At 35.8% G+C, this 24,441-nt stretch carries 20 protein-coding genes; 16 read left to right on the top strand and 4 right to left on the bottom strand.

The genetic code is table 11. The annotated features are described in order from the left end of the window. The first annotated feature begins 339 nt into the window (after window positions 1-339). Window positions 340-2,037: a peptide ABC transporter substrate-binding protein gene (locus tag BLV40_RS16265; protein ID WP_090692102.1), complete on the top strand. Its 1,698-nt coding sequence runs from the start codon at window positions 340-342 to the stop codon at window positions 2,035-2,037. Between the two features lie 116 nt (window positions 2,038-2,153). Then, window positions 2,154-2,873, top strand: coding sequence for a class I SAM-dependent methyltransferase (locus BLV40_RS16270; protein ID WP_026591609.1), 720 nt, complete (start codon window positions 2,154-2,156; stop codon window positions 2,871-2,873). A 51-nt stretch (window positions 2,874-2,924) separates the two neighbouring features. Here the strand turns inward: BLV40_RS16270 and BLV40_RS16275 are convergent, their stop codons facing one another. Further along, the gene (locus tag BLV40_RS16275; protein WP_090691804.1) at window positions 2,925-3,266 is read right to left on the bottom strand and encodes a hypothetical protein; all 342 of its coding nucleotides are present in this window, start codon (window positions 3,264-3,266) and stop codon (window positions 2,925-2,927) included. Window positions 3,267-3,406: 140 nt separating this feature from the next. Between BLV40_RS16275 and BLV40_RS16285 the strand changes: the two genes are divergently transcribed. From BLV40_RS16285 to BLV40_RS16300, 4 genes are all read left to right on the top strand, one after another. Continuing rightward, window positions 3,407-3,742 carry a hypothetical protein gene (locus BLV40_RS16285; protein ID WP_090691807.1) on the top strand — a complete coding sequence of 112 codons (336 nt, stop codon included), beginning with the start codon at window positions 3,407-3,409 and terminating at the stop codon, window positions 3,740-3,742. Window positions 3,743-4,081: 339 nt separating this feature from the next. Continuing rightward, window positions 4,082-6,181, top strand: a complete 2,100-nt coding sequence (locus BLV40_RS16290) for a vWA domain-containing protein (RefSeq protein ID WP_090691810.1) — start codon at window positions 4,082-4,084, stop codon at window positions 6,179-6,181. Window positions 6,182-6,311: 130 nt separating this feature from the next. Then, window positions 6,312-9,674 carry a tubulin-like doman-containing protein gene (locus BLV40_RS16295; protein WP_090691813.1) on the top strand — a complete coding sequence of 1,121 codons (3,363 nt, stop codon included), beginning with the start codon at window positions 6,312-6,314 and terminating at the stop codon, window positions 9,672-9,674. 56 nt (window positions 9,675-9,730) lie between these two features. Continuing rightward, a complete protein-coding gene (locus tag BLV40_RS16300) occupies window positions 9,731-9,877 on the top strand; it encodes a phosphonate ABC transporter permease (protein WP_090691817.1) in 147 nt (48 codons plus the stop codon). A gap of 32 nt (window positions 9,878-9,909) precedes the next feature. On the opposite strand, the gene brnQ is transcribed toward BLV40_RS16300, so the two are convergent. Then, window positions 9,910-11,256: a branched-chain amino acid transport system II carrier protein gene (brnQ, locus tag BLV40_RS16305; protein WP_026591603.1), complete on the bottom strand. Its 1,347-nt coding sequence runs from the start codon at window positions 11,254-11,256 to the stop codon at window positions 9,910-9,912. A 657-nt stretch (window positions 11,257-11,913) separates the two neighbouring features. Between brnQ and BLV40_RS16310 the strand changes: the two genes are divergently transcribed. From BLV40_RS16310 to BLV40_RS16330, 5 genes are all read left to right on the top strand, one after another. After that, window positions 11,914-13,293, top strand: coding sequence for an APC family permease (locus BLV40_RS16310; protein WP_026591602.1), 1,380 nt, complete (start codon window positions 11,914-11,916; stop codon window positions 13,291-13,293). A gap of 208 nt (window positions 13,294-13,501) precedes the next feature. Continuing rightward, entirely contained in the window at window positions 13,502-13,756 is a 255-nt protein-coding gene (locus BLV40_RS16315; RefSeq protein ID WP_139265555.1) for a DUF1294 domain-containing protein, read from the top strand. Between the two features lie 195 nt (window positions 13,757-13,951). Beyond that, window positions 13,952-14,893 carry an EamA family transporter RarD gene (gene rarD / locus BLV40_RS16320; RefSeq protein WP_090691820.1) on the top strand — a complete coding sequence of 314 codons (942 nt, stop codon included), beginning with the start codon at window positions 13,952-13,954 and terminating at the stop codon, window positions 14,891-14,893. 78 nt (window positions 14,894-14,971) lie between these two features. Further along, on the top strand, window positions 14,972-15,397 hold the full coding sequence (locus BLV40_RS16325) for a divergent PAP2 family protein (protein ID WP_026591599.1): 426 nt from the start codon (window positions 14,972-14,974) through the stop codon (window positions 15,395-15,397). 101 nt (window positions 15,398-15,498) lie between these two features. Continuing rightward, the gene (locus BLV40_RS16330; protein ID WP_090691824.1) at window positions 15,499-17,358 is read left to right on the top strand and encodes a terpene cyclase/mutase family protein; all 1,860 of its coding nucleotides are present in this window, start codon (window positions 15,499-15,501) and stop codon (window positions 17,356-17,358) included. 74 nt (window positions 17,359-17,432) lie between these two features. Here BLV40_RS16330 and BLV40_RS16335 read toward each other — a convergent pair whose 3' ends face one another. Beyond that, entirely contained in the window at window positions 17,433-17,582 is a 150-nt protein-coding gene (locus BLV40_RS16335) for a YfhD family protein (protein WP_026591597.1), read from the bottom strand. 132 nt (window positions 17,583-17,714) lie between these two features. On the opposite strand from BLV40_RS16335, the gene fabG reads away from it, so the two are divergent. Next, window positions 17,715-18,455, top strand: coding sequence for a 3-oxoacyl-ACP reductase FabG (gene fabG, locus BLV40_RS16340; RefSeq protein ID WP_026591596.1), 741 nt, complete (start codon window positions 17,715-17,717; stop codon window positions 18,453-18,455). A 39-nt stretch (window positions 18,456-18,494) separates the two neighbouring features. Here fabG and BLV40_RS16345 read toward each other — a convergent pair whose 3' ends face one another. Continuing rightward, window positions 18,495-19,979, bottom strand: a complete 1,485-nt coding sequence (locus BLV40_RS16345) for an aldehyde dehydrogenase family protein (RefSeq protein WP_090691827.1) — start codon at window positions 19,977-19,979, stop codon at window positions 18,495-18,497. A 271-nt stretch (window positions 19,980-20,250) separates the two neighbouring features. Here BLV40_RS16345 and BLV40_RS16350 point away from each other — a divergent pair, with 271 nt between their 5' ends. From BLV40_RS16350 to BLV40_RS16365, 4 genes are all read left to right on the top strand, one after another. After that, window positions 20,251-20,529, top strand: coding sequence for a YhdT family protein (locus BLV40_RS16350; protein ID WP_026591594.1), 279 nt, complete (start codon window positions 20,251-20,253; stop codon window positions 20,527-20,529). A gap of 3 nt (window positions 20,530-20,532) precedes the next feature. Continuing rightward, window positions 20,533-21,963, top strand: a complete 1,431-nt coding sequence (gene panF / locus BLV40_RS16355) for a sodium/pantothenate symporter (protein WP_090691829.1) — start codon at window positions 20,533-20,535, stop codon at window positions 21,961-21,963. Between the two features lie 258 nt (window positions 21,964-22,221). Beyond that, window positions 22,222-23,154 carry a nucleoside hydrolase gene (locus BLV40_RS16360; RefSeq protein WP_090691832.1) on the top strand — a complete coding sequence of 311 codons (933 nt, stop codon included), beginning with the start codon at window positions 22,222-22,224 and terminating at the stop codon, window positions 23,152-23,154. Window positions 23,155-23,280: 126 nt separating this feature from the next. After that, window positions 23,281-24,390 carry a serine hydrolase gene (locus BLV40_RS16365; RefSeq protein WP_090691835.1) on the top strand — a complete coding sequence of 370 codons (1,110 nt, stop codon included), beginning with the start codon at window positions 23,281-23,283 and terminating at the stop codon, window positions 24,388-24,390. The last annotated feature ends 51 nt before the right edge of the window (window positions 24,391-24,441 follow it).

Below are 24,441 nucleotides of genomic sequence, written 5' to 3' on the forward strand. Positions count from 1 at the left end.
CAAATTGATAAAGAGTTGAAGGGAAGTATTAAATTTATATCGGTTATATAAGGGGAAAGAAGGTTAAATATAGAATTCGAAAAAAGAGAGACGAATAAGATGATCCCAGGGTTCATATAGTAGATGGGGAGAATCTTGTAATTGTACTATTAAAAAGGGAATCATTATTATAGAAAAAATATTTTCTGAATTTTTAAAAATAACTTTACAAACTTAGAAAAAATAGTAGAATATTAATTAATAAGAATTTTCTGATAACAGAATAGACATCAGGAAATCTCTCAAGAGTGGCATCGTACATATAATTTAGGGAGGGTACAAAAAGTGAAAAAGAAAAAGATGAAAAAATTTACAGCGGTTGTAGCACCAGTTTTAGCAATGAGTATGGCATTAACAGCATGCTCGGGATCAGGTGGGGATAAGAAAACTAATACGTCTTCTAGTAGTGGCGAAGATAAGAAATCTGATATTAAATATGCAGCAAAGCAAGTACTGAATCGTACAGAAACAAACGAAATTCCAACGATGGATACTTCTAAAAATACGGATACACTTGGTTCTCAAATCTTAGGGAATACAATGGAAGGATTATATCGCCTTGATAAAGATAATAAGCCAATCCCAGCTGCAGCTGAATCCAGCACAAAAAGTGAGGATGGCAAAAAATATACATTCAAACTTCGTAAAGATGCAAAATGGTCAAACGGTGATCCAGTAACAGCGAAAGACTTCGTGTATGCATGGCAAAGGTTAGTAGATCCAAAGACAGCTGCAGAGTATGCGTTTATTGCATATTACATTAAAAATGCAGAAGCGATTAATCAAGGAAAAGCAGAAGTATCTACACTAGGTGTAAAAGCTGTAGATGATTATACACTTGAAGTTGAGCTAGAAAGAGCAACTCCATATTTCTTGAACTTAACGGCATTTGTATCGTATTATCCACTAAATGAAAAGTTCGTAAAAGAAAAAGGAGATAAATACGGTTTAGAATCCGATACTACAGTTTATAATGGACCGTTTGTTCTAACTGATTGGAAACATGAGCAAGGATGGAAACTGAAGAAAAATGATAGTTATTGGGATAAAAAGACTGTGAAGTTAGATGAAGTTAACTACAGTGTTGTTAAAGATATGGCAACTCGTGTAAATCTATATGATAGTGGTGAGATTGACTTTACTTTATTAAGTGGAGAGTTTGTTGATAAATATAGAAATAACAAAGAAGAGTTTGGTGTATATTCTGAACCAGGCACATTCTTCTTACGTTTAAATCAAAAGCGCGGTGGTCAAGATACACCATTAAAGAGCAAAAAATTGCGTGAAGCCATTGCATTGTCAATTAATAAAAAGGATTTGGCAAATGTAATTTTAAATGATGGTTCTAAACCTGCAGATTACTTAGTAGCGAACGGATTAGCAAAAAGCCCTGATGGGAAAGACTTCCAAGAGGAGTTTAAAAACGGCTTAAAGAATGATACGAAAAAAGCGGCGGCAGCATGGGAAGAAGCGAAAAAAGAACTTGGTAAAGATCAAGTGACACTAGAGTTCTTAAACTATGATACAAGTAATGCGAAAAAAGTTGGAGAATATGTAAAAGACCAAATCGAGAAAAATTTAAAAGGTGTAACAGTAAATATTAAAATGCAACCGTTCAAACAAAAGTTAAAATTAGAATCTGATCAAGATTACGATTTCTCATATGCTGGATGGAGCCCAGATTACGCGGATCCAATGACATTCCTAGATATGTTCGAATCAACAAATTCTCAAAACCAAATGAGCTACTCGAATCCAAAATATGATGAAATCATCAAACAAGGTAAGACAGAGCTAATGGCAGATGCGAAGAAACGTTGGGGAGAGTTAGGGAAGGCAGAAAAACTGTTGCTTGAAGAGGATGTAGCACTTGTACCGTTATTCCAAAGTGCTAGATCGTATGTAATGAGACCAAACGTAAAAGGTGTTGTAAAACATAACATTAGTCCAGAATACAGTTTCAAGTGGGCTTATGTAACAGAAGAAAATAGTAAGTAATGAAGATAAAAGCATTTCTAAGGAGAACTAAACCCACCTTAGAAATGCTTTTTTATTTTGCACCGTTTTTTATTTGTATGAATATAGGTAATATAGAAAAAATGAAGGAGAATCCTATGAAACGGAATATATACATTGATTTTTTAGCCTATTATGGAATTGGGAGTGCACACCCTGGTGGTTTTACGTTAACGAAACAGTTATTGGCACAGTTGCCATTACACCGTGAAGCAAATGTACTTGAAATAGGTTGCGGAACAGGACGGACAGCAGCTTATATGAAAAAACAATATGGTTATAACGTCACAGCAGTTGAAAATAATGAGATTATGGTTCAAAAAGCAAAAAATAGATGGTTACAAGAACAGTTACAAATTGAGCTAATTCAAGGAAGTGCTGAGAAATTACCGCTTTTCGACGAGCAATTTGATCTTGTACTAGGAGAATCTGTACTTGCTTTCACGAACAAAGAGCAGGTAATTCCTGAATGTTATCGTGTCTTGCGAAAGAACGGGAAACTTATTGTTATTGAAATGATAATTGAAAAGCATATAACAAAAGAAGAGGAGGATAAAATAATACAGTTATATGGAATAAAGGAATTACAAACAGAAACAGAATGGATTGACTTATTTCAAATGGAAAAATTCAAAAGGGTAACAATTGTAGGTGGAGCTACGATTGCGGAGACGATCGCAGGACAAATGGAAGAGCCAGAATGGAACATGTCACAATTTATTCCGACCGAATTGTATGATGCATGGGTACAACACGAGCGAGTATTGCATATGTACCAACATATATTAGGGCACCGGATATTTATTTGTGAGAAATAAAACAGTATATTAAAGGAGTTGACTAAAAATGCAGTCAGCTCCCTTTGTACATTAGATGAAAAATAATGCAGCTAAAGTAATACCAAAAATAAACCCGAAAGCTAATTGAACGGCACCACCGCCACAAAAACCCCTATCGCAACATCTATCAAAACCAAATCCACAATGGTCACATTGACCTATGCCACCGCAACAATCACAACCACCATTTGCATATGCATCATAATATCCAAAACCTGTATCAAAAGATGGACGATGAATTGGCGCAATCCAAACAGAATCATCTGTTACATCAACAATTTTACCAAGATGAATATAACCATCACGATCTTCAATTCGTACAACTTTACCTAAATAACGTCGGCAAGTATTATAACATTTTTGTCTATGCATGTTCTTTCCTCCTTCCGTATTACAGTAATACAATATGTTATTGGGACAAGGGCGGCTTGTATGATTGACCTAAGTTTCATAATTGTTATAAGAAAGGGAAAAGATATGGGAAGAGTGTATGTGAAAAAGGAGTGGGACTTATGGAACCTAAAGATCAATTTCAAACGTATGAAGTGCCTTGGAATGAATTTACGAATGCCCTTCGCAGTGAAATGGAAAAGCAAATAGGAGCAGATGTTATTGACAGAATCGTTTGTGATTTGAAAGATGGATTTGAAGTGTATACATATATACAAGGAGATTTAGATTTTGAATATAGAGAAACACTTGAACGAAAATTTGGGAGTGATGGAAAAACTCCTAATTTGTTAACTATCATGTTATTAGCAAGTATTTATCGTACAAGTGAAGAGAAGATTCGTTTGCATGCGGATCGTAAAGATAATCCTATTGTTGAAGTATATGTAAAACAGTAAAAAACACGCTTTTATAGGCGTGTTTTTTATATATATGATAGGGTGTAAGGGAATCAAACTTTTTTACAGTGATTTTCCATATAAAATGTAGTAAGAGCTTGTAGTTCTCATTTTTGTTCCATGCAGGCTTGTTTATGTGAAAAATAAATCCTATAAGATGCACAATTAATCAGAATTTATAAGGTAACGCTCAACAGAATGAGATTTTTTATTTTAGCAATATTGTTTACATAATTAAATTATGAGAGCCTGTTTGTCTAAAAATACAAGTCATATATCTTGTTTCTCTTCATAAATTTAAACATAGGAATTTGTCTACAAAGGTGGCGAAGCCTCATCATGAAGATTCGAATCTGTGCCACATTCATCTTTTTTCTATTATTATGTTTGAATCCTTTTTTAACTTTTGCAAAAGGAGAGGAGGCAAAAGAAAGGGTCGTTTCACTTGTATATGATGATTCTGGCAGCATGAGAAATAACGATCGCTGGAAATATGCCAATTATGCTTTGCAAAGTTTAGTTGCATTATTAGATGAAAAAGATAAATTTTCATATGTTCCAATGAGTCGTCCTACTGAAGCGTTAAATGTAACGCTGACCAATGAAAAAAGACAAACAGAAATTAATGAAATTGGAGTGTGGAAGAACTATTTAAATACGCCGTTTCGTGCTGTAGAAACAGCAATGCAATCTATTAAAAAGGAAGCAGACATAAATGGAAAACGTGAATTTTGGCTTATTGTATTAACTGACGGAGCATTTAATGAACTCGAAAAGGAAAAGACTGATGGTAAAGAACAAATCACACAGAAACTAGGACAATTTAAAAAAGAAATGGAATCAAAAAAAATATCATTGCATCCAGTTTTAATAACAATGGAAGAAAATTTAGGTCAGCAAGAGCAACAACAGATGAATACGTTCAAAGAAATTTGGAAGAAAGAAATAAATGGCATCATCATGCCAACAAGTGGGGAAGATGGGGTCATTGAGAGTGTAAACCAAGCTGCGGCCTTGGTTGCGAATCGAGATCCATTTTCTTCTGCTGAATCTGTTGTGAAAACGAATATATATGGAAATAAATTAGAGATTACGACACCGTTTCCATTAAAAAGAATGACACTGGTGCAACAATCTTCTAATGTATCACAATATCAAATAGAACAACTTTCTAAACCATTAGCAGTACAATCGTTCTTTTCGATTCATGCACCAGGAGAATCGAAATTATATGGTGGTATTACCCATATTAGTGCTACGAATGGCGAAGTGATGAAACCAGGGACATATACGCTAGAAATTGATAGAGATATTGTGAAAGAAGGGCTGAAAGTACTTGTTGAACCAGCACTTGATTATATCGTTTCTACTTACGATAAAGAGGATAAAGCGAAAAAAAACGTTGAGGAAATGTATGAGGGAACAAAAGCAGTAATCGAAGCGAAGCCGACGGATTTACCAATTCAATCTTCTTATTTTCAAGCAGAAGTAGAACTAGATGGAAAGATGTATCCAATGAAATGGGATAGTAAGGGAAAACGATTCTATTATGAAACACAAGTTGGAAAACAGGCAGTACGTGGGAAAATTCATATGAATATAAAAGGATTTTACAGGCAAACAAGAGAATTCCGAATTGAATCGGTACCTAAACCAAAACTATCTTTACAGGTCATTACGAAAAACTATGAAGAAAAGGTGACAAATTTAGAAAAGAGTAAACCATTTGTCTTGCAGCCCTTACTGAATGGTGAACCGATGACAGAAGTGGAAGTAAAGAAACTATTACAATCTACAGGTGTCACATCTCATCAATCGATCAACTACGAACTGCGGAAACATGGCAATCAAATTTATATTTATCCTCGTTCTTACTACTCCGATACATTCAATTTTACAGCTACCGGCACCATAGAAGCTACCATCACTATAAACGATTCAAAGTTACAAGAAGTAAAGAAAACGATTTCGTTTCATATTCAAAATGCACCATTTTGGGAACGTTATTCGCTAATCTTTCAATTCGTAATCCCAGTTGCATTACTATTTTTGCTTGTTGCGATTCTTATTTTAGGGTGGATTGTCCGGCCGAGGTTTCATCGGAAAGCAATGTTGTACTACGAATGGGATCAAGAAGTAGCGAAAGATTGGCTGTATCAATCTGAACCAGAATTACTAAGAAACAAGTGGTGGAAACATTATTTTGGTATTCCATTTCGAGCAGAGCGAAAGACTGTGCAATCGGTAACTTTTATAGCAAAAAAAGGATCGAAGTCTGTATTTGTCGCAAAGGAATCGCAAGTGATTGGTATGATTATTGACGGTATGTTTATCACAGAGGAAGAGGCCGGGAATGAGCATAAGACATTATATCCGAATGAGATTTTACTGATTGATCGAGGGTATGGGAAAGAAATTTATCGATACGAATGTGAATAATAGAAAGTTCGAAAAGCCCAGTACTCAAGTAGTACAGCTAAACTTCGTATCCTCCCGGCTGTTGAGCTTCGAACTGCTCGGCTCTCTTTATCCTTCTTTTTGAATACATACTAATAGGAAGGTGGTTCACATGACATTACAAGTTCCAACAATTTTAATTGGCTTAGGTGGAATCGGTAGTACTGTTACTCATCAAGTATATGAAAAGTTACCAGAAGAACGACGTAAAAAGGTAGCGATGCATGTGTTTGATACAGATGTGAATACATTAAGTAAATTTGAGCACATTCGTAAGTTTAAGACACAAACTAGTTCTAGTAAAACACCGCGAGAATATATTGCGGGGGATCCAACGATTCCGGAATGGTTTCCGATGGATCCTACTATTTTAGATAAGCCGTTAACAGAAGGAGCTGGCCAACTTCGTGTCATTTCACGTCTAGCTTTACGGGCAGCGATGAAAGAAGATAAATTAACTGCTTTTTGGCAAGAAATTGAAAAAATATTTCCTGTCACCAGTGATCAAACTGAGTATGGTGTTCGCGTGATTATTGTCACATCGTTAGCCGGCGGCACGGGCTCAGGTATGTTTTTACAAATTGCATTATATTTGCGTGAAATGCTTAGGAAAAAACTGCAGCACCATAACATCTTAATACGTGGCGCGTTTTTAATGCCGGATGTACTTGTCAAGACGCGTACGATTAGTGCGAAAGAGTTTGAAACTGTGCAAGCAAATGGTTATGCCTCTTTAAAAGAACTTCATGCGATTACACTGGGCTCAACAGGTGAATTATCAAAAAGAGGTGGTGTAACGATTGAATTAGAGTATCGTCCGGATCAAGTAGATGAAGATGGCCGGACGAATCACACGATTAAACAACACCATTTGCCGTATAATTATTGTTTTTTATATGATTATGAAAATTTACATGGTCATCATTTACACAATTTATCAGATTATATGGAACAAATGACAAACACGATTTATTTGCAGTTATTTAGCCCGATGTCTACAAGTCATTTTGCACAGGAAGATAATCAAATTCAGCAGCTTGCAGAATCGAATGGAAAAGCACGTTACTGCGGAGCTGGAACTGCAAAGCTCATTTATCCGTATGAGCATGTGTTAAAATATTGTGCTTTGAAATGGGCCGTGCAAGGCTTAGATGAATCCTGGCTTCATTTAGATCAATTGTTTCAAGAGAAAAAGCAGCGCTATGAACAAGATGTTCGTCGTGGTATGCAACGTGAGAAGCCAGAGCGTGGGAAGAGCTATTTAGAAGATTTAGAGCATCTTGCCACTCGTCCAGAGCAAGCTCATATCTTTTATAGACAGATGTATAATGAAACACGTGAAGGGGCAGAAGGTGGGAAGGTTGGTATTGCAAAATCAAAGTTATTTTTAGAGGCAGTTGAAAGCTATGTACAACGTACTGTACAAAAAGATGAAGAGTTAAATAGATTGCAGCATGAGTGTAAAATATCGGCCGCAAAACTCAAAATTACGGAACAGATGAAGGGGGAAGTGGCGAGGGTTGATCATGCTGTTCGGTTGTATGCTTATGCAATACCAAGCCGTGTACATGAACATGTGACGACGCTTTTGTATGACATGATAGAATCGGATCGATATGCTCCAAGTGGTTCAGAAGGACAGTCATATCAACTAAACACGTGGTTTTTAAAGAAAACAGAAGCTGTTCATCCGGTGGCTGCTCGTTTCATGTTATATGAAATTCGGAAGCAGTTAATAGAGAAAATGAATCGATTGCATGAGAATAATGAGCAGAAGCGTAATTTAATTCAAAACTACGATAAGAAATTTAATGTAAGTAATATTGACGGTACAGTTACAGCAGTGCGACGTGTTGAGCTGGCTCAGCAACAAAGTTGGTTTGGGAAAATGTTCTATAATCAACAGCGTATGTTACGAAAAGAATTTGAAGATATAGTCACGCAATATGTGCATAAATTGAATGAGTATCGTAAAGAAATGTTACTCGAACTCGTTTATCAATCATTATATCAAGCGGTAAACAAAATGATTCAACATTGGGAAAGATTCTTTGATAATTTACAAGAGACACGTGAAAATTTACTGTTTGAAATTCAAAAACGTAGCAAAGAATTTGAAGGAAAAACAAATCCGACAAATGTATATGTGTTAGCAGATGAAAGGCTGCAAGAAAAAATATGGCAAGATATGCAACAACATTTAAATTTAGGTGTACTGCCAAAGGATATATCAGCGGAGATTTATATGAGCTTGTATGCAGAATATTGCCGTGATGCACAAGCTGAAGAAAGTCAATCTAAGAAGGTAGAGGATTTTTATCGAGAGCATATTTTAACGTATTGCTATGCTGAACTTCAAGTGCGATATCGAGACAAACTAGAGCTCAATATAATTGAAGCATTGCGAAAAGAAGCGGATTTTAAAAAACGTGATCGCAATGAATATGTGAGAGAAAAAATTGAAGACCTTTTCCATCTAGCAAGTCCATTTATCCCGAAAGTATCTCATCATAGAGAGTTACAATATTGGGGCATACATCCTTCGCTAAGACAAGAATTACAAGAAGAACTTCTACAAGAGATGTTTCAAGAAAAGGATACAGTGAATGAAGCATTTTCACCATTTGAAGTAATTTGTTACCGAGCACACTATGGATTATCATTACAAGATTTTCCTAAACTTTCTTCTGGGCATATTGCAAATGGTTTTATGAATGATAAAGGGGATTATTTTCAGTCTTATTATCGTCGTGTGAATAAGTTAAATATTAAAAAATCTAATTTAACGCCGCATTTAGATAAATATTGGCACTTACCAGCCTTTATGCCGGATTTGAATGCAACGCAAACGAAGTTAGATTATGATAAATGTAATCGTGCTCTTCTTTATGCATATATGTACCGGTGGATTAGTCTTGTTGCTGTCGATGGTCAATTTGTCTATCAATATAATGGGGTAGGGCGTAGCTTTTTAATTCAGTCAATGGGGAAAAATATTTCAAGTGAGAGCTATAAATTACACCGTGCATTGCTTCATAATCCGTTTATTTATGAAAATATTTTGTCGCGTTTTGAAGAAGAACAGGAGAAAGCGACACTCCAAGGCGGGCATTTATATACACATGCTTTTGTGTTAGGTGCACAAGATGTAAGATGGCTTAGAAAAGAACATGTCCATAATATTTTAGATATTATTTTAATGTATGATCGAGAGGCAAAGTATGACCCGACGCTCGAGGAAACATCAGATGAATTGTTACGGTTATTTCTTGATGAAATTTTAGTTTATTTCCAAGATTATTATGGAACTGGTGCTGAAATGGTGGCAAAGAAAGAAGCAGAGATGTTTGTAAAACAACTATGGGACCGTTCGTATGCGAAAGGCTATGTTGATCCAAATAGTGCGCCTTATAAAAAATGGCAACATGTACTGCATGTTCAAGATGAGGAACAAGATACAAAAACGAATGTGTAGGATGTAGATAGGGAACCCTTAGTATAGACATATCATTTTTGAAAAGAGGGGTTCAAGTGCCGTTTTTAGGAAGCGTATATCAAATATTTGGATTATATCCGGAGATCTACCATGCGATGATTTCTATGGAAATGCAGGAAGAAGAATTACGTAATGAGCATGTGGAAAAGAACAATACGGAAATAGAAATGGAAGATCATTAAAAAACCATGCAGATTTTTATCTGCATGGTTTTTTAATGATTTGTTTTCGGAGTATTCGTAATGAATTTCATTCGGAATACATAAATGAAGTAACCAATACATCCTCCAACAAATGCAGGACAGATCCAACCTAAACCTGCATCGTATAAAGGAAGAAATTTAGAAAAAGTAACATTGATTGCTTGAATAGGGATATTTGCTGCATTTAGTCCATCAAACAAACTAACGACAAAAGTTAGGAGTAAGCTCCATTGATATACCTCAGTTCTACCTTTAAATATGGGGTGCAAAAATGTTAAAACAATTAGCATAATTGCAAGTGGATATATCGCTGTAAGTACCGGTACAGAAACCGCGATTAATTCTGTCAAACCAAGATTTGCAATCAATGCGCTAAAAACAGAAAGTATAACAGCAAATGTTTTATAAGATATTTTCGGGAATACTTTATGAAAGTATGAAGAGCATGATGTTACAAGTCCGACGCTTGTTGTTAAACATGCAACAGTAATCATTAAGCCTAACAATAAATTGCCTAAAGAACTAAAATAATAATTCGCTACTTTAGCTAATACTTCTCCTCCATTTGTTAGGTGCCCTAGTTTAGATACACTAGCGGCCCCCATATAAGAAAGTGAAGTATAAACAATTGTTAATACAATTGCTGCAATACCAGCAGCCTTTGCGCAAACGCTCACTATTTCTTTTTTATCATAAGTACCTTTCTCTTTTATAGCATTGATAATAATAATGCCGAATACAAAAGATGCAAGTGTATCCATTGTTAAGTAGCCTTCTTGGAAACCTTTAAAAAAAGAATTGTTCACAAATTCTTTTGCAGGTGCCTGAATAGGGCCGATTGGTTGGACAAACGCCGCAACTACTAAAATCCCGATGAATGTAAGCTTGATAGGGGTTAAAAGCTTCCCCACAACATCTACAATTTTCGTTGGATTAAATGAGAACCAACATGTAATACTAAAGAAAATGATTGTGAAAATAAGTAATGCAAACGTCTCTGTTCCGTTAGATAAAAATGGTTTTACACCTATTTCAAAAGAAACACTTCCAGCTCTAGGGAGTGCAAATAACGGACCAATTGCTAAATAAAGAATAAATGTGTACACAGCGCTGAACCAAGGATGAACACGATTCGCTAATGTTTGTAAATCATCACTATTAGAAATACCAAATGCTAGAACGCCTAACAAAGGAAGACCTACTCCTGTAATTAAAAATCCAGCAGTAGCAGTCCACACATTATGCCCAGCTGCTTGGCCTAACATAGCTGGGAAAATTAAATTTCCAGCACCAAAAAATAGTGCAAATAACATAAGGCCGATTACAAGGACACGAGAAAAGGGTACTTTATTTGCCAAATTAAAACCTCCATTGAAATAATTCTTTACAATACCATATTGTTACAAAGAAAATTCTGAATTTTAAAATTGTTATATTCACAACGTTTTTTATTATACTAATACGAAATTTATATAGCAACCAAAAAAATATTTTCTGAATTAATAATAAAAAGTAAATGTATGATATGAAATTTAAATCATGCAAATAATAGAGTTAAGATACAATCAAGTAACTATAGTTTTTATTTCACAAAAACAATTTCGATTATGAAATAGTGGAGTGCATATGTATCTTGTAGGGTATAGTGAATGGAATATTAATATTAGAAAAATAAATCAGGGGATATACATGGTGATGATTAGAATCGCATGATTTTAAATTATGAAATAATACTTTTTGTTACATAATTATCCATTATAAAAAGAGTGCTCTTATTATTGACAATTGAATTAATTATATGATAAATTCAATTCTGTTTCTTAGTGATGCATCATTTGCAAGAATATCACATTGTAATTTTAAATGTATATTTTGAATTTTTGCATTTTTAAAAAATTAGTTTGGAAATAAGTAAAATTTATAGTTATTTAAAAATAATAATTATAAAAACTCTAAAACAGAATAAAAGAGGTTGTACTTAGTAAGGGATTATATTGAAAACGAGGTTTCTACTGATGAGTCTACTAATTAAAAAGGAAATGAATGAAGAAAAGAAAAGGGTGTTGAATCAAACGTTAGGAGCATTTGATTTAACTCTTTTAGGAATCGGGGCAATTATTGGAACTGGTATTTTTGTATTAACGGGTATTGTGGCAGCGAAACATGCTGGCCCAGCAATTGTTCTATCTTTTGTATTGGCTGCACTTGTTTGTGCCTGTGTGGCATTTTGTTATGCTGAATTTGCTTCTACTGTTCCAGTATCCGGTAGTGTATATTCTTATACATATATTACATTAGGAGAAATTTTTGCTTTTATAGTTGGTTGGTGTGTCATGTTAGAGTATTTATTAGCGACCTCTGCAGTAGCAGCTGGGTGGTCCGCTTATTTTCAATCATTACTTCTAGGATTTCATATTAAAATCCCTACTCTTGTTGCCTCGGCACCGGGCATGGGGAAAGGTGGAATCATTGATTTACCTGCAGTTTGTATTATTTTAGTTGTTACATTTTTGTTAAGTCGTGGTGCGAAAGAAAGTGCACGCATTAACAATATAATGGTTATTATTAAACTTGCAGTTATTGTAGGATTTATTATTGTAGGTGGACAGTATGTAAAACCAGAGAATTGGCAACCATTTCTTCCGTTTGGGTTTCATGGTGTTATTGGAGGAGCAGCTACTGTATTTTTTGCTTTTTTAGGATTTGATGCAGTTGCTACAGCAGCTGAAGAAGTGAAACGCCCACAGCGCAATGTTCCGATTGGTCTTCTTGTATCGTTATGTATTTGTACAATTCTTTACATTGGTGTTTCATTTATTTTAACAGGAATGGTACCATTTACTGAATTGAATGTAGCTGATCCAGTCGCCTATGCGCTGCGTGTTGTAGGACAGGATAAAATTGCAGGTTTGTTATCAGTAGGAGCCATTGCTGGTTTAACTACTGTTCTTTTGGTAGCTATGTTTGCTTTTGTACGGGTATCTTACTCAATGAGTCGTGATGGATTACTTCCCAAAAAGCTTTCAAGTGTACATAAACGTTTTCAAACACCATTTCTTAATACGTGGATTACAGGGGTTCTCGCAGCACTTTTAGCGGGGCTTGTAGATTTGAATTTATTGGCGAATTTAGTAAATGTGGGAACGATAACAGCTTTTATATTTGTATGTATTGCGGTAATTGTACTCCGTAAAACACACCCAAATATTGAAAGGCCATTTCGTGCACCATTGGTTCCTTTTTTACCGATAATGTCAATAATCAGTTGTATGTATTTAGCTTTAAATCTTTCTAAAGTAACTTTAATCAGTTTTATGGTTTGGATTATAATAGGTATTTTGGTTTATTTTGTGTATGCTAAAAAGCATAGTAATGTAAGGGGAAATGGGGCATAAAGTGTATGGGGTGTTAGCCCTCATCAATTTAGCTTTACTTCCTGCGAATAGTGGGATAAATAATTGAAATAGCAGCTGTAGGCTGAAAAGATAGCTTGTTTACAAGTAATTCTTTACTGTCTACAGCGATTTTTATTTGTATATAAATAAAAAATCTATTATTGTACAAAGAATTAAATTAAAAAAGATAGTGAAGTGAGAATTAATAATGTTCGTAAAATGTATGTATATATTGTGTATGAGTGTCATTGCTTTTTCGATGATGGGGCTTGATAAACGTAAGGCTGTGAAAAAACAATGGCGTACCCCTGAAAGTACATTGTTTTTAGTGTCTGCAGCAGGGGGAGCAATCGGAACGTGGATTGGAATGTATGTTTTTCACCATAAAACTCATAAAAATAAATTTAAAATTGGTATACCGCTTTTGGTTGCTATAACCTCATATGCTATATGGCTGATTTAGGTTGAGGTGATACCAATTAGGTTTCTAAAAGGAGTTTAGCTGTTTTTACTAGGTTCTAAAGCATGTATATATAAATGATAAGTAAGTTGTTTGAAAAGGGAATTATATTGTCGAAAAAGATAGGGAGAGAATATTTGTAAAGGTTTAAAGCTACACCTTATAATGAAGAGAAAAAAGAAGAGGAGAAAAGGGAAGATGGAGAGTCAAAAAGCACTGCAAAAGAAAGGGATTTTATATGCGGCGGGTGCTTATATGATGTGGGGAGTTCTCCCCATTTACTGGAAATGGGTGGGGGAAGTTCCTGCAGAAGAAATATTAGCGCATCGCATTGTTTGGGCATTTGTTTTTATGTTACTAATTTTAGGAGTATCAAAGCGAATGGGGCAATTTCTGAGCGAGCTTGTGAGTCTTTTTAAACGACCTAAATTATTAACATCATTAACGATTGCTTCTATTTTAATTAGTGGGAATTGGTTTGTGTACATATGGGCTGTGAATCAAAATCATATCATTGAAGCAAGTCTTGGTTATTATATTAATCCTCTTGTAAGTATTTTACTTGGTACAGTTGTTTTGAAAGAAAAACTTAACTTTTGGCAATATGTTGCAGTTGGTTTGGCGGGAATAGGTGTTATTATTTTAGCGTTCCGATACGGTTCAATTCCATGGATTGCCCTTTCACTTGCGTTTACATTTGGATTATATGGATTAACAAAGAAGTTACTGAATTATGATGCAATGATAGGACTTACGATGGAAACAATGATTGTGACGCCTCTTGCAGTCATTTATTTAGTTATGATTGGTGACCATGGTTTTGGTTCGTTTGGTTCTATTTCGTCTACTTCAACGTTACTTTTAATGGGAGCAGGGGTTGTTACTGCATTACCTCTTTTTTATTTTGCCAAAGGAGCACAACTTATTCCACTATATATGATTGGGTTTTTACAATATATTGCACCAACCATTAATCTTATTTTAGGGGTTTTTGTGTTCCATGAGCATTTTACATCGGCACATATGACGGCATTTTTCTTTATTTGGATTGCACTTTTCATATTTTCGGTCGCTAAAACAAAGTTTTTATTGGAAAAGCAACCGAAGTTTCTTAAAAATAAATCAGCAAAAGTATCATAAAGCGTAGTATTTTCTACGCTTTTTTCTTTATACTTATAAGTATAGAATTTCCATTACTGCAAGTAGGGAGCTGGAAAAATGGAAACAATTTTACATAACGATCCGTTGATGGCAGCTGTACTCGCTTGGTTTTTGGCGCAACTAGCGAAAGTCATTTTTAAATTAATCAAGGCGGGAGAATTTGATTTCGCACAATTCTTTGCTTCTGGAGGAATGCCAAGCTCTCATTCTTCAACAGTTACTGCATTAGCGACAGGTGTTGGGATGGTGGAAGGTGTAACGAGTGCGGTATTTGCAGTGGCCGCTATTTTTGCAATTATTGTAATGTATGATGCATCTGGGGTAAGACTCGCAGTAAGTAAACAGGCGAAGATTTTAAATGATTTTTTTCACGGTAGACAAACAGAGTATAAGAAATTAAATGAGCTTGTCGGACATACACCATATCAAGTTGTGGTAGGAGCTATATTAGGTATTGTAGTTGCAATTGGATATTGTTTATGAGCAGAACATGTATTTTTATATGTTCTGCTTTTATTTATTTATACATAATTTTTTGTAAAGTGGAATATCGTATACGGATTTAGAAAGGGTGGGTGAAAAGAGTGTTATTATATGAAAAAGTGCGTCAGGAAGTCAATCGGAAAATTACTGCACTGCAAACGATGCAGCATCAAGACGGAACATGGCGATTTTGTTTTGAAGGTTCTCCATTAACAGATTGCCATATGATTTTTTTGCTTAAATTATTAGGTCAAGATCAAGAAATAGAGCCGTTTGTTGCAAGACTGGCATCTCTTCAAACAAATGAAGGAACTTGGAAGTTATACGAAGACGAATCTGTCGGTAACTTATCCGCTACAATTCAGGCATATGCGGCTTTACTCGCTTCTAGAAGATACACGAAAGAAGATATAAATATGAAACGTGCGGAAGGATTTATTCGTGAACGAGGTGGGATTACACACGCTCACTTTATGACAAAATTTTTATTAGCGCTTCATGGTGGATATGAATATCCTTCGTTGTTTCACTTTCCAACACCGATTTTATTTTTACCCGAAGATTCCCCACTCAGTATATTTGAGCTAAGTAGTTCGGCTCGTATTCACTTAATTCCGGCGATGATTTGCATGAATAAGCGATTTACTGTGTCAAGCACAATACTTCCTAATTTAGATCATATTTCAGGAGTGAGTAAGACGCAGTGGTTCCGAGAAGAACGTTCACCGCTGTTTCAAACGCTAATTAGAGATGTGAAGAAGTTTTTATCATACCCCTTATCTTTGCATCATAAAGGGGACAGGGAAGCAGAGCGTTTTATGATTGAGCGGATTGATGAAAATGGAACATTATACAGTTATGCGAGTGCTACATTTTACATGATTTATGCGCTACTTGCACTTGGGCATTCAATTCAGTCGCCGCTTATTTCAAAGGCAGTATTAGGATTGAAATCTTATATATGGAATATGGATAAGGGATTACATCTTCAAAATTCACCATCTACAGTGTGGGATACGGCTTTATTAAGCTATTCGTTGCAAGAAGCGGGTGTAACGCATGACAACAAAATGATTCAAACAGCAACAGGTTATTTATTGCAAAAACAACATAAAGAGAAAAAAGATTGGAGTGTACATGCTCCATCACTTGAAGCTGGGGGATGGGGATTTTCAGATATAAATACGACAATTCCGGATAATGATGATACAACAGCTGTACTTAGAGCGTTAGCACGAAGTAGGAGAGGGAATCCAAAAGTAGAAGGAGCGTGGAAGAAAGGAATCCAATGGGTGAGAGGATTGCAAAATATTGATGGGGGCTGGGCGGCTTTTGAAAAGGGTGTAACCAATCATTTACTGACGCATTTTCCTCTTGAAAATGCAAACGATATGCTTACAGATCCATCTACATCAGATATTACAGGGCGGGTATTGGAGTTTTTTGGAAGGTATGCGTCACATGAATTACAAGGTGAGCGAAGAAATCGAGCAATAAGATGGCTAATCAATGCACAGGAGAAAAATGGATCGTGGTATGGAAAATGGGGAGTGTGTTACATATATGGTACTTGGGCAGCTCTGACAGGTTTACGTGCTATAGGAGTCCCGCCTAATCACACAGCTTTGCAAAAAGCAGTCGCATGGTTAGAGAATATTCAACATAGAGATGGAGGTTGGGGCGAGTCTTGCAGAAGTAGTATAGAAAGGCAATTTATTTCGTTACCTTTTAGTACACCATCACAAACAGCATGGGCACTCGATGCGCTTATTGCTTATTATGATATAGAAACACCAACCATTCGAAAAGGGATTTCTTATTTACTTACACAATCAATGGAGAATCAAGATTATCCTACAGGCTTAGGGCTATCAGGTGGATTTTACATTCACTATCATAGCTATCATTATATATTTCCCCTTCTTACTTTTGCTCACTATATAAAAAAATATAGAAAATAAACCGAGAATTTGTCTCGGTTTATTTTTGTTGGTAGTAGGTTCCAATTGAAAAGAACAAGGTAATGAATCACACCTTATTTTTTTGTTGATTGGTGTTTTTGACGTGCGTCGGCGGCATCTGCACGAGCGTTTGCTTCTAAGTCATCTTGGTCAGCGAGCTCACGTGAAAACTCGACATCAATGCCATCAGAGGCTATTTTTCGCTTTAAATCCTTTTTGTTCATTCGACACAATCTCCTTGTGTTTATGCTATGTTGCAAGTTTAGTTTGACACAAATAGACTTTTTTATACAAAAAGGATTTGGAAAAGGGAAAGCCGAAATATACAGTATAAGCGATAGAAATGGGGGAGAATAATGGACTTTTTAAATGGGAGAACAGCGGTTATAACAGGGGCAGCACAAGGGATAGGTAAGGAGATTGCTCGTACGTTTGCAAAGCTTGGAGCAAAGGTATTAATTAGCGATGTAAACGAAGAGAAATTAAAGGAAACAATAAATGAATTTTTGGAACAAGGGTATGAAGTGAGTTTATATCCTTGTGATGTAAGTAATCAAAATGAGGCGAAATCATTAATTGAATATGCGGTTCAAACATTCGGCGGGTTACATATTTTAGTGAATAACGCTGGAATTACAAGAGATGCGATGTTACATAAAATGGAGAAATCAGCTTGGGAGCAAGTGTTGCAGGTGAATTTAACGGGTGTGTTTTATTGTATGCAACCAGCACTTCTTTATATGAGGCAGCAACAATTTGGACGTATCATCAATATCTCTTCAATTAGTAGAGAAGGGAATATTGGGCAGGCAAATTATGCCGCAACGAAAGCAGGTGTCATTGGATTAACAAAAACGGCAGCGAAAGAAGTGGGTGGATTTGGTATTACTTGTAATGCCATTTGTCCCGGTTTTATGGATACAAGTATGACAAAAACCATACCAGATAAAGTGAAAGAGAAGATGGTTGGTGCAATTCCAGTTGGAAGAATTGGAACGCCACAAGATATCGCAAATACAGCGGCTTTTTTAGCTTCAGAGTATGCGTCTTATATTACAGGCGAGGTATTAAATGTGAGTGGTGGATTACAAGTTTAATGGGAAAAGAGCCTGACTGCATGAGTCAGGCCCTTTTCGTTAGTTCAGATTCACCCAAACACTCTTCACTTCTGTATAGTTATTTAATGCATAGGATCCCATTTCACGGCCAAGACCAGATTGCTTAAATCCACCAAATGGAGAAGCTGCATCAAATACGTTATAACAGTTTACCCATACAGTACCAGCGCGGACTTTGCTTGCGATATAGTGTGCATGTTTTACATTTTCTGTCCATACACCAGCAGCTAGACCAAATGATGATTTATTTGCACGTTCAATTACTTCATCAATATCATCAAACGGCAATGCGGAGATGACAGGGCCGAAAATTTCTTCTTTTGCAATTGTCATTTCATCGTTCACGTCTGCAAATACAGTTGGAGCGACGAAATAGCCTTGTTCGTATGGTTTGTTTCCACCACAAAGTACTTCTGCACCTTCTTCAATACCTTTCTCAATGTATCCCATAACGCGTTTTTGTTGTTCTTCTGAAACAAGAGGCCCAATGGTTGTTTGAGGATCTAGACCTGCACCTTGTGTTAATTTTTTCGAATACAGAACAAGGTCAGCCATAACATTGTCATACATTTTCTTTGGAATAAATAAACGTGATCCAGCGCAGCACACTTGTCCTTGGTTAAACATAACGCCAGAAAGTGCACCTGGGATTGCACGAGATAAATCAGCATCTGGCAAAATAATATTTGGTGATTTACCACCAAGTTCTAACGTAACTCGTTTTAGTGTTTCAGAAGCTTGTCTCATGATTTGTTTACCAACAGGAGTCGAACCTGTAAATGCGATTTTATCAACGAGAGGGTGATTCACAAGCGCTTGTCCAGCTGTTTCGCCAAATCCTGGTACGATGTTGACAACACCTTTTGGGAAACCAGCTTCTTCAAATAATTCAGCTAAGTATAGAGCAGAAAGAGGTGTTTGCTCTGCGGGCTTTAGTACAATTGTACAACCAGTCGCAAGGGCAGCACCCATTTTCCACATTGCCATTAGGAGAGGGAAGTTCCATGGGATAATTTGTCCAACAACACCAACTGCTTCATGGCGCGTGTAGTTAAAATATTCACCGGAAACTGGAATAGTTTGACCGACAATTTTTGTAGCCCAGCCAGCGTAATAACGCATATGTTCAATCGCAAGAGGAATATCTGCTGCCAACGTCTCACGGATTGGTTTTCCGTTATCTAATGTTTCAAGTTGTGCCAGTTCCTCTGCATGTTCTTCCATTAAATCTGCAAGTTTGTACATAAGACGGCTGCGCTCGGCGCTACTCATCCGGGACCAAGGTCCTTCATCAAATGCAATCCTAGCAGCGATTACTGCTTTATGAATATCTTCTCGACCAGCTTCCGAAACGATTGCAAGTGTTTCACCAGTTGCTGGGTTAGGAGTTTTAAATGTTTTACCGGAAGCGCTTTCGACGAATGCTCCATTCACATATAATTTTTTTGTTCCTTGAAGAAACTGCTCTACTTTTTCATGAAGATTTGCAGCTAATTGACTCATTGTATAACCCCCTTGGAAATATAGTGTAAACGCAGTGCGAGACGGCGTTTATTCCTGCAATAGGGTTGTGAAAAACTAGTTGAAAGACCTCTAATTTAAATCATAAATAAAGAAGATCGAAAATTCAAATTTCATTTTTGTTACAATTGTAAAAAATATGTAATACCGGACTTGCTACTGTATCTTAAAAAAATCCCTCTAATTTTTCTTTTCTATTAGGAAAAACTAGAAGAACAATGTTACAATAATACATCGTGAGAGGAGGGAGAAAATGAAGGATTATCATGATGATCCACGCTTTCGAATTGCCCATAAAGAAGCGTTAATGGGTCTTGGACTTGCTTTTATTAATTTTATAATATGGTATGGGTTTGCTTATGGGCTTGGTAGTAAGGATCCAAGTGAATATACATATGTATTAGGTTTTCCAGCATGGTTTTTTTATAGTTGTATAGTCGGTTTTGTTGTAGTAGTTATACTTCTTATTTTAATCGTGCGTTTTGCATTTCAAGATATTTCGCTCGATGAGGAAGAAAAAAGTGAGGAATGATGAATGAATTGGTACGTAATAATTCCAATGATAATTTCTTTTATCGTTGTATTTTTAATTGGTGTATATGCATCAAGGCGTGTGCAAGCAACGGCTCATAATAAATTTTTACAAGAATACTTTCTTGGAGGACGTGAGCTAGGCGGCTTATTATTAGCTATGACAATGATTGCTACGTACGGTAGTGCGAGTAGTTTTATTGGGGGACCTGGAATTGCATATAATATGGGACTTGGATGGGTATTATTGTCGGCAATCCAGGTTGTAACGGGTTACATCGTCTTGACGGTAATTGGTAAAAAATTTGCAATCATTGCAAGAAAGATGGAGGCAATTACACTTATTGACTACTTAAAAGGAAGATATAATCATAAAGCAGTGGTCATTCTTTCAGCACTATGTATTATTATCTTTTTATTTTCAGCAACAGTTGCTCAGTGGGTTGGAGGCGGAAGGTTAATTGAATCGTTAACAGGTCTTTCGTATACAGCGTCTTTATTTCTTTTTACATTTTCCGTACTTATATACGTTTTAATTGGTGGATTCCGTGCAGTTGCTTTATCTGACACATTGCTTGGCATTATTATGTTGGCGGGAACGACAATTATTTTAATTGCAACGGTGATTGCTGGTGGCGGAATTGAAAAGATTATGCAAGAACTCGTTCAAATTAATCCGAATTTAATTACGCCGTTTGGAGCGGATGGTAGTTTAACGAAAACGTATGTGACATCATTTTGGATATTAATCGGTGTTGGTGTGGTTGGATTACCACAAATTAGCGTGCGCGCGATGTCTTATAAAAATTCAAAAGCAATGCATCAAGCTTTAATTATCGGAACAATTGTTGTCGGTACAATTATGATTGGTATGCATTTAACGGGTGTGTTTGCACGCGTGGTGCTTCCAGGCGTAACGGTACCAGATAAAGTGATGCCGCTTCTTGCAATGGAAGTATTGCCACCTTGGCTTGCTGGAGTCTTTTTGGCAGCCCCAATGGCTGCCATTATGTCAACTGTAAATTCACTTTTATTACTTGTAAGTTCATCAATTATTAAAGATATATATGTGAACTACATCAATGAAAAGGCTACTGATACGGCTATCAAAAAAGGAAGCTTGTGGATTACTGGAATCGTTGGTTTACTTGTGTACGTAGCAGCTATTAAACCACCAGATTTCTTAATTTGGTTAAATTTATTTTCTTTTGGTGGCTTAGAAGCAGCATTTATTTGGCCAATTGTTTTAGGATTATATTGGAAAAGAGGGAATGCATGTGGTGCGCTTGCATCCATAATAGTTGGAGTAGGATCTTATGTAGTCATCCATCTTTGGTTCCCAAATCCGTTCCATATACATACAGTAGTCTTTCCGATTTGTTTTGCTTTTATTGCTTATATAATTGGCAGTGTATTGACGATGAAAAAAGAATAGAAATAGTAAAACAAAACCACAGTGCTTTCAAAGGTGAAAAGCACTGTGGTTTTTTATTCGGCTATTCGTGAGCCGTAAGACTTCACCTCAAAATTCAGTACAAGATAAGAATTTAGGCTAGGGACCAGAATGCATGTAAAAGCCTGATTAGTAGGAGATGATTTAAGTTTTACGTTATGATGAAAATGAAGTTTTTTATTCTGCATCCTTTTGGTTATTCATAAAGTAGTAACAATTGATGGGATGGAGTTGAAGCCTATGAAAAAGGTACTTTTTTTAGGGGATCCTGGGATTGATGATTCTTTAGCCATTATGTATGGGCTGTTACATCCTGAGATTGAAATTGTTGGGATTGTAACTGGATATGGAAATGTAACACAAGAACAAGCAACGAGTAATGCAGCGTATTTAATGCAATTAGCAGGTAGAGAAGATATACCTATTATAAATGGAGCAAAAATGCCATTGTCGGGTGAATTTACAACATATTATCCGGAAATTCATGGAGCGGAAGGATTAGGCCCAATTCGCCCTCCGAAAACGATTCAACCAAATATCAAATCGTTTTGTGCGATCTTTGACATAATTCAGCGTTATAAAAAAGAAATTATTATTGTGGATACAGGGAGATCAACAAGTTTAGCAACGGCGTTTATATTAGGGAAAGATATAATGCAAAATGTAAAAGAATATTACTGTATGGGCGGTGCTTTCCTTATTCCAGGGAATGTTACCCCTGTAGCGGAGGCGAATTTTCATGGTGATGCACTTGCTGCAAATTTAGTCATGCAGTATGCAAAAAACGTAACATTAATCCCTCTAAATGTTACAAGTGAATCAATCGTTACACCTGAAACTGTGCAATATATAAAAAAACATTCACAAACTGCATTTAACAAATTAATTGAACCTATATTTCAATATTATTATAAAGCATATAAGAAAATAAATCCGAAAATTACAGGAAGTCCCATTCATGATGTGCTTACGATGATGGCAGTTGTAAATCCTTCAATGATTGAATATGTATATCGGAAAGTAGAACTTGATTTAGAAGGTAGTGCAAAAGGTGAAAGTATTGCTGACTTCAGGCCACAACCTGATGCAAAAGCACTTAAAAATTGGGTAAGAATTGGGTGGAAATTAAATTATAAGAAATTTGTTGAAAATTTTGTTCGAATTATGACATAGACATAATATAAGATTACAAGTTAAAATAATAGAGACGATTATTTAGATAATCGTCTCTATTATTTTGTGTATAACTATATATAACAGATAAAAGATAAAAGATATGAATTGGGAGAGGGAATTCACTTGAGAAAAGTTATAATATGTGCGGGAATCATTGGTGTATTCATAGTGCTTATATCCGGTAACTTTTTAGTGAAAAAAGTTTGGAGTTCTAATAATGATGATGCTCAATTTATTGCTTCATTTGTTGAAGAACATAAAGATGAAAAAAATAGTGCCTTACTTATAAAACGAAATGATAAAGTTGTTTATTCTGTTAATCCAAATGTTGTGTTACCGGTTGCGAGCACGATGAAGCTAATTGTCGCAATTGAATTTACGAAACAAGTTGTAGATGGGAGAATTGATCCAAATAGTTATGTGTCGATTGATGATGTAAATCGTTACTATATTCCAAATACAGATGGTGGTGCACAGGATCGTTGGCAAAAGTATTTAATAAGAACTGGTAAAATGGATGGAAATGCAGTTTCTTTAGAGGAAGTTGCAAAAGGCATGATAAAGTTTAGTTCTAATGCGAATACAGAGTATTTAATGGATCAACTTGGATTAGATCATATTAATCAAAATTTACAAAACTTATCACTTCCTTCGCATCAACCGTTATTTCCTATTGTTTCTTCTTTATATATTCCAGGATATTTGCATAAGGAATTGCATATTCCAAAATCTAAATTAGAGAAAAAGTTAAAAGAAATGCCCCCAGAAGAATACCGTCGTTATGCTGTGTTAATACATGAACGCTTAAAAGAGAAAGGGCCGTTATTACAAAAAGAAATTCCGCTATATTTAGAAGAGAAATATGAAAAAATATGGTCAGACAAGTTGCCAGCTGCATCCGCAAATGATTATATGGTGCTTTTGGAAAAAGCGAATCATAAAAAAGGTTTTACAGATGCTGAAGAAAAAGAGTGGGCGAATCTTGTTGAAACGGACATGAAAGCAAAAAAGTACCGTAAGTCATTTAGACATGCTGGGCAAAAAAATGGGTATACGCCGTGGACATTAGCAAAAGCGGTTTATGCCACTGATAAACTTGGGAATTGTACAGAAATAGTGTTTTTAGCAAACCAATTGAATGAAGATGATAGTGTAGAGCTTCGTAAGCACTTGCGAAATCTACATTTCCAAGTGTTACAAAGTGAAAAATATGATGCAACTGTTATTAAATAACCCCGATGCGTGAAGCACCGGGGTTATTTTTGTTCAGTTAATGAAAGTTTC

The organism is Bacillus sp. 166amftsu (assembly GCF_900107445.1).
In the GTDB taxonomy this organism is placed as follows: Bacteria; Bacillota; Bacilli; order Bacillales; family Bacillaceae_G; genus Bacillus_A; species Bacillus_A arachidis.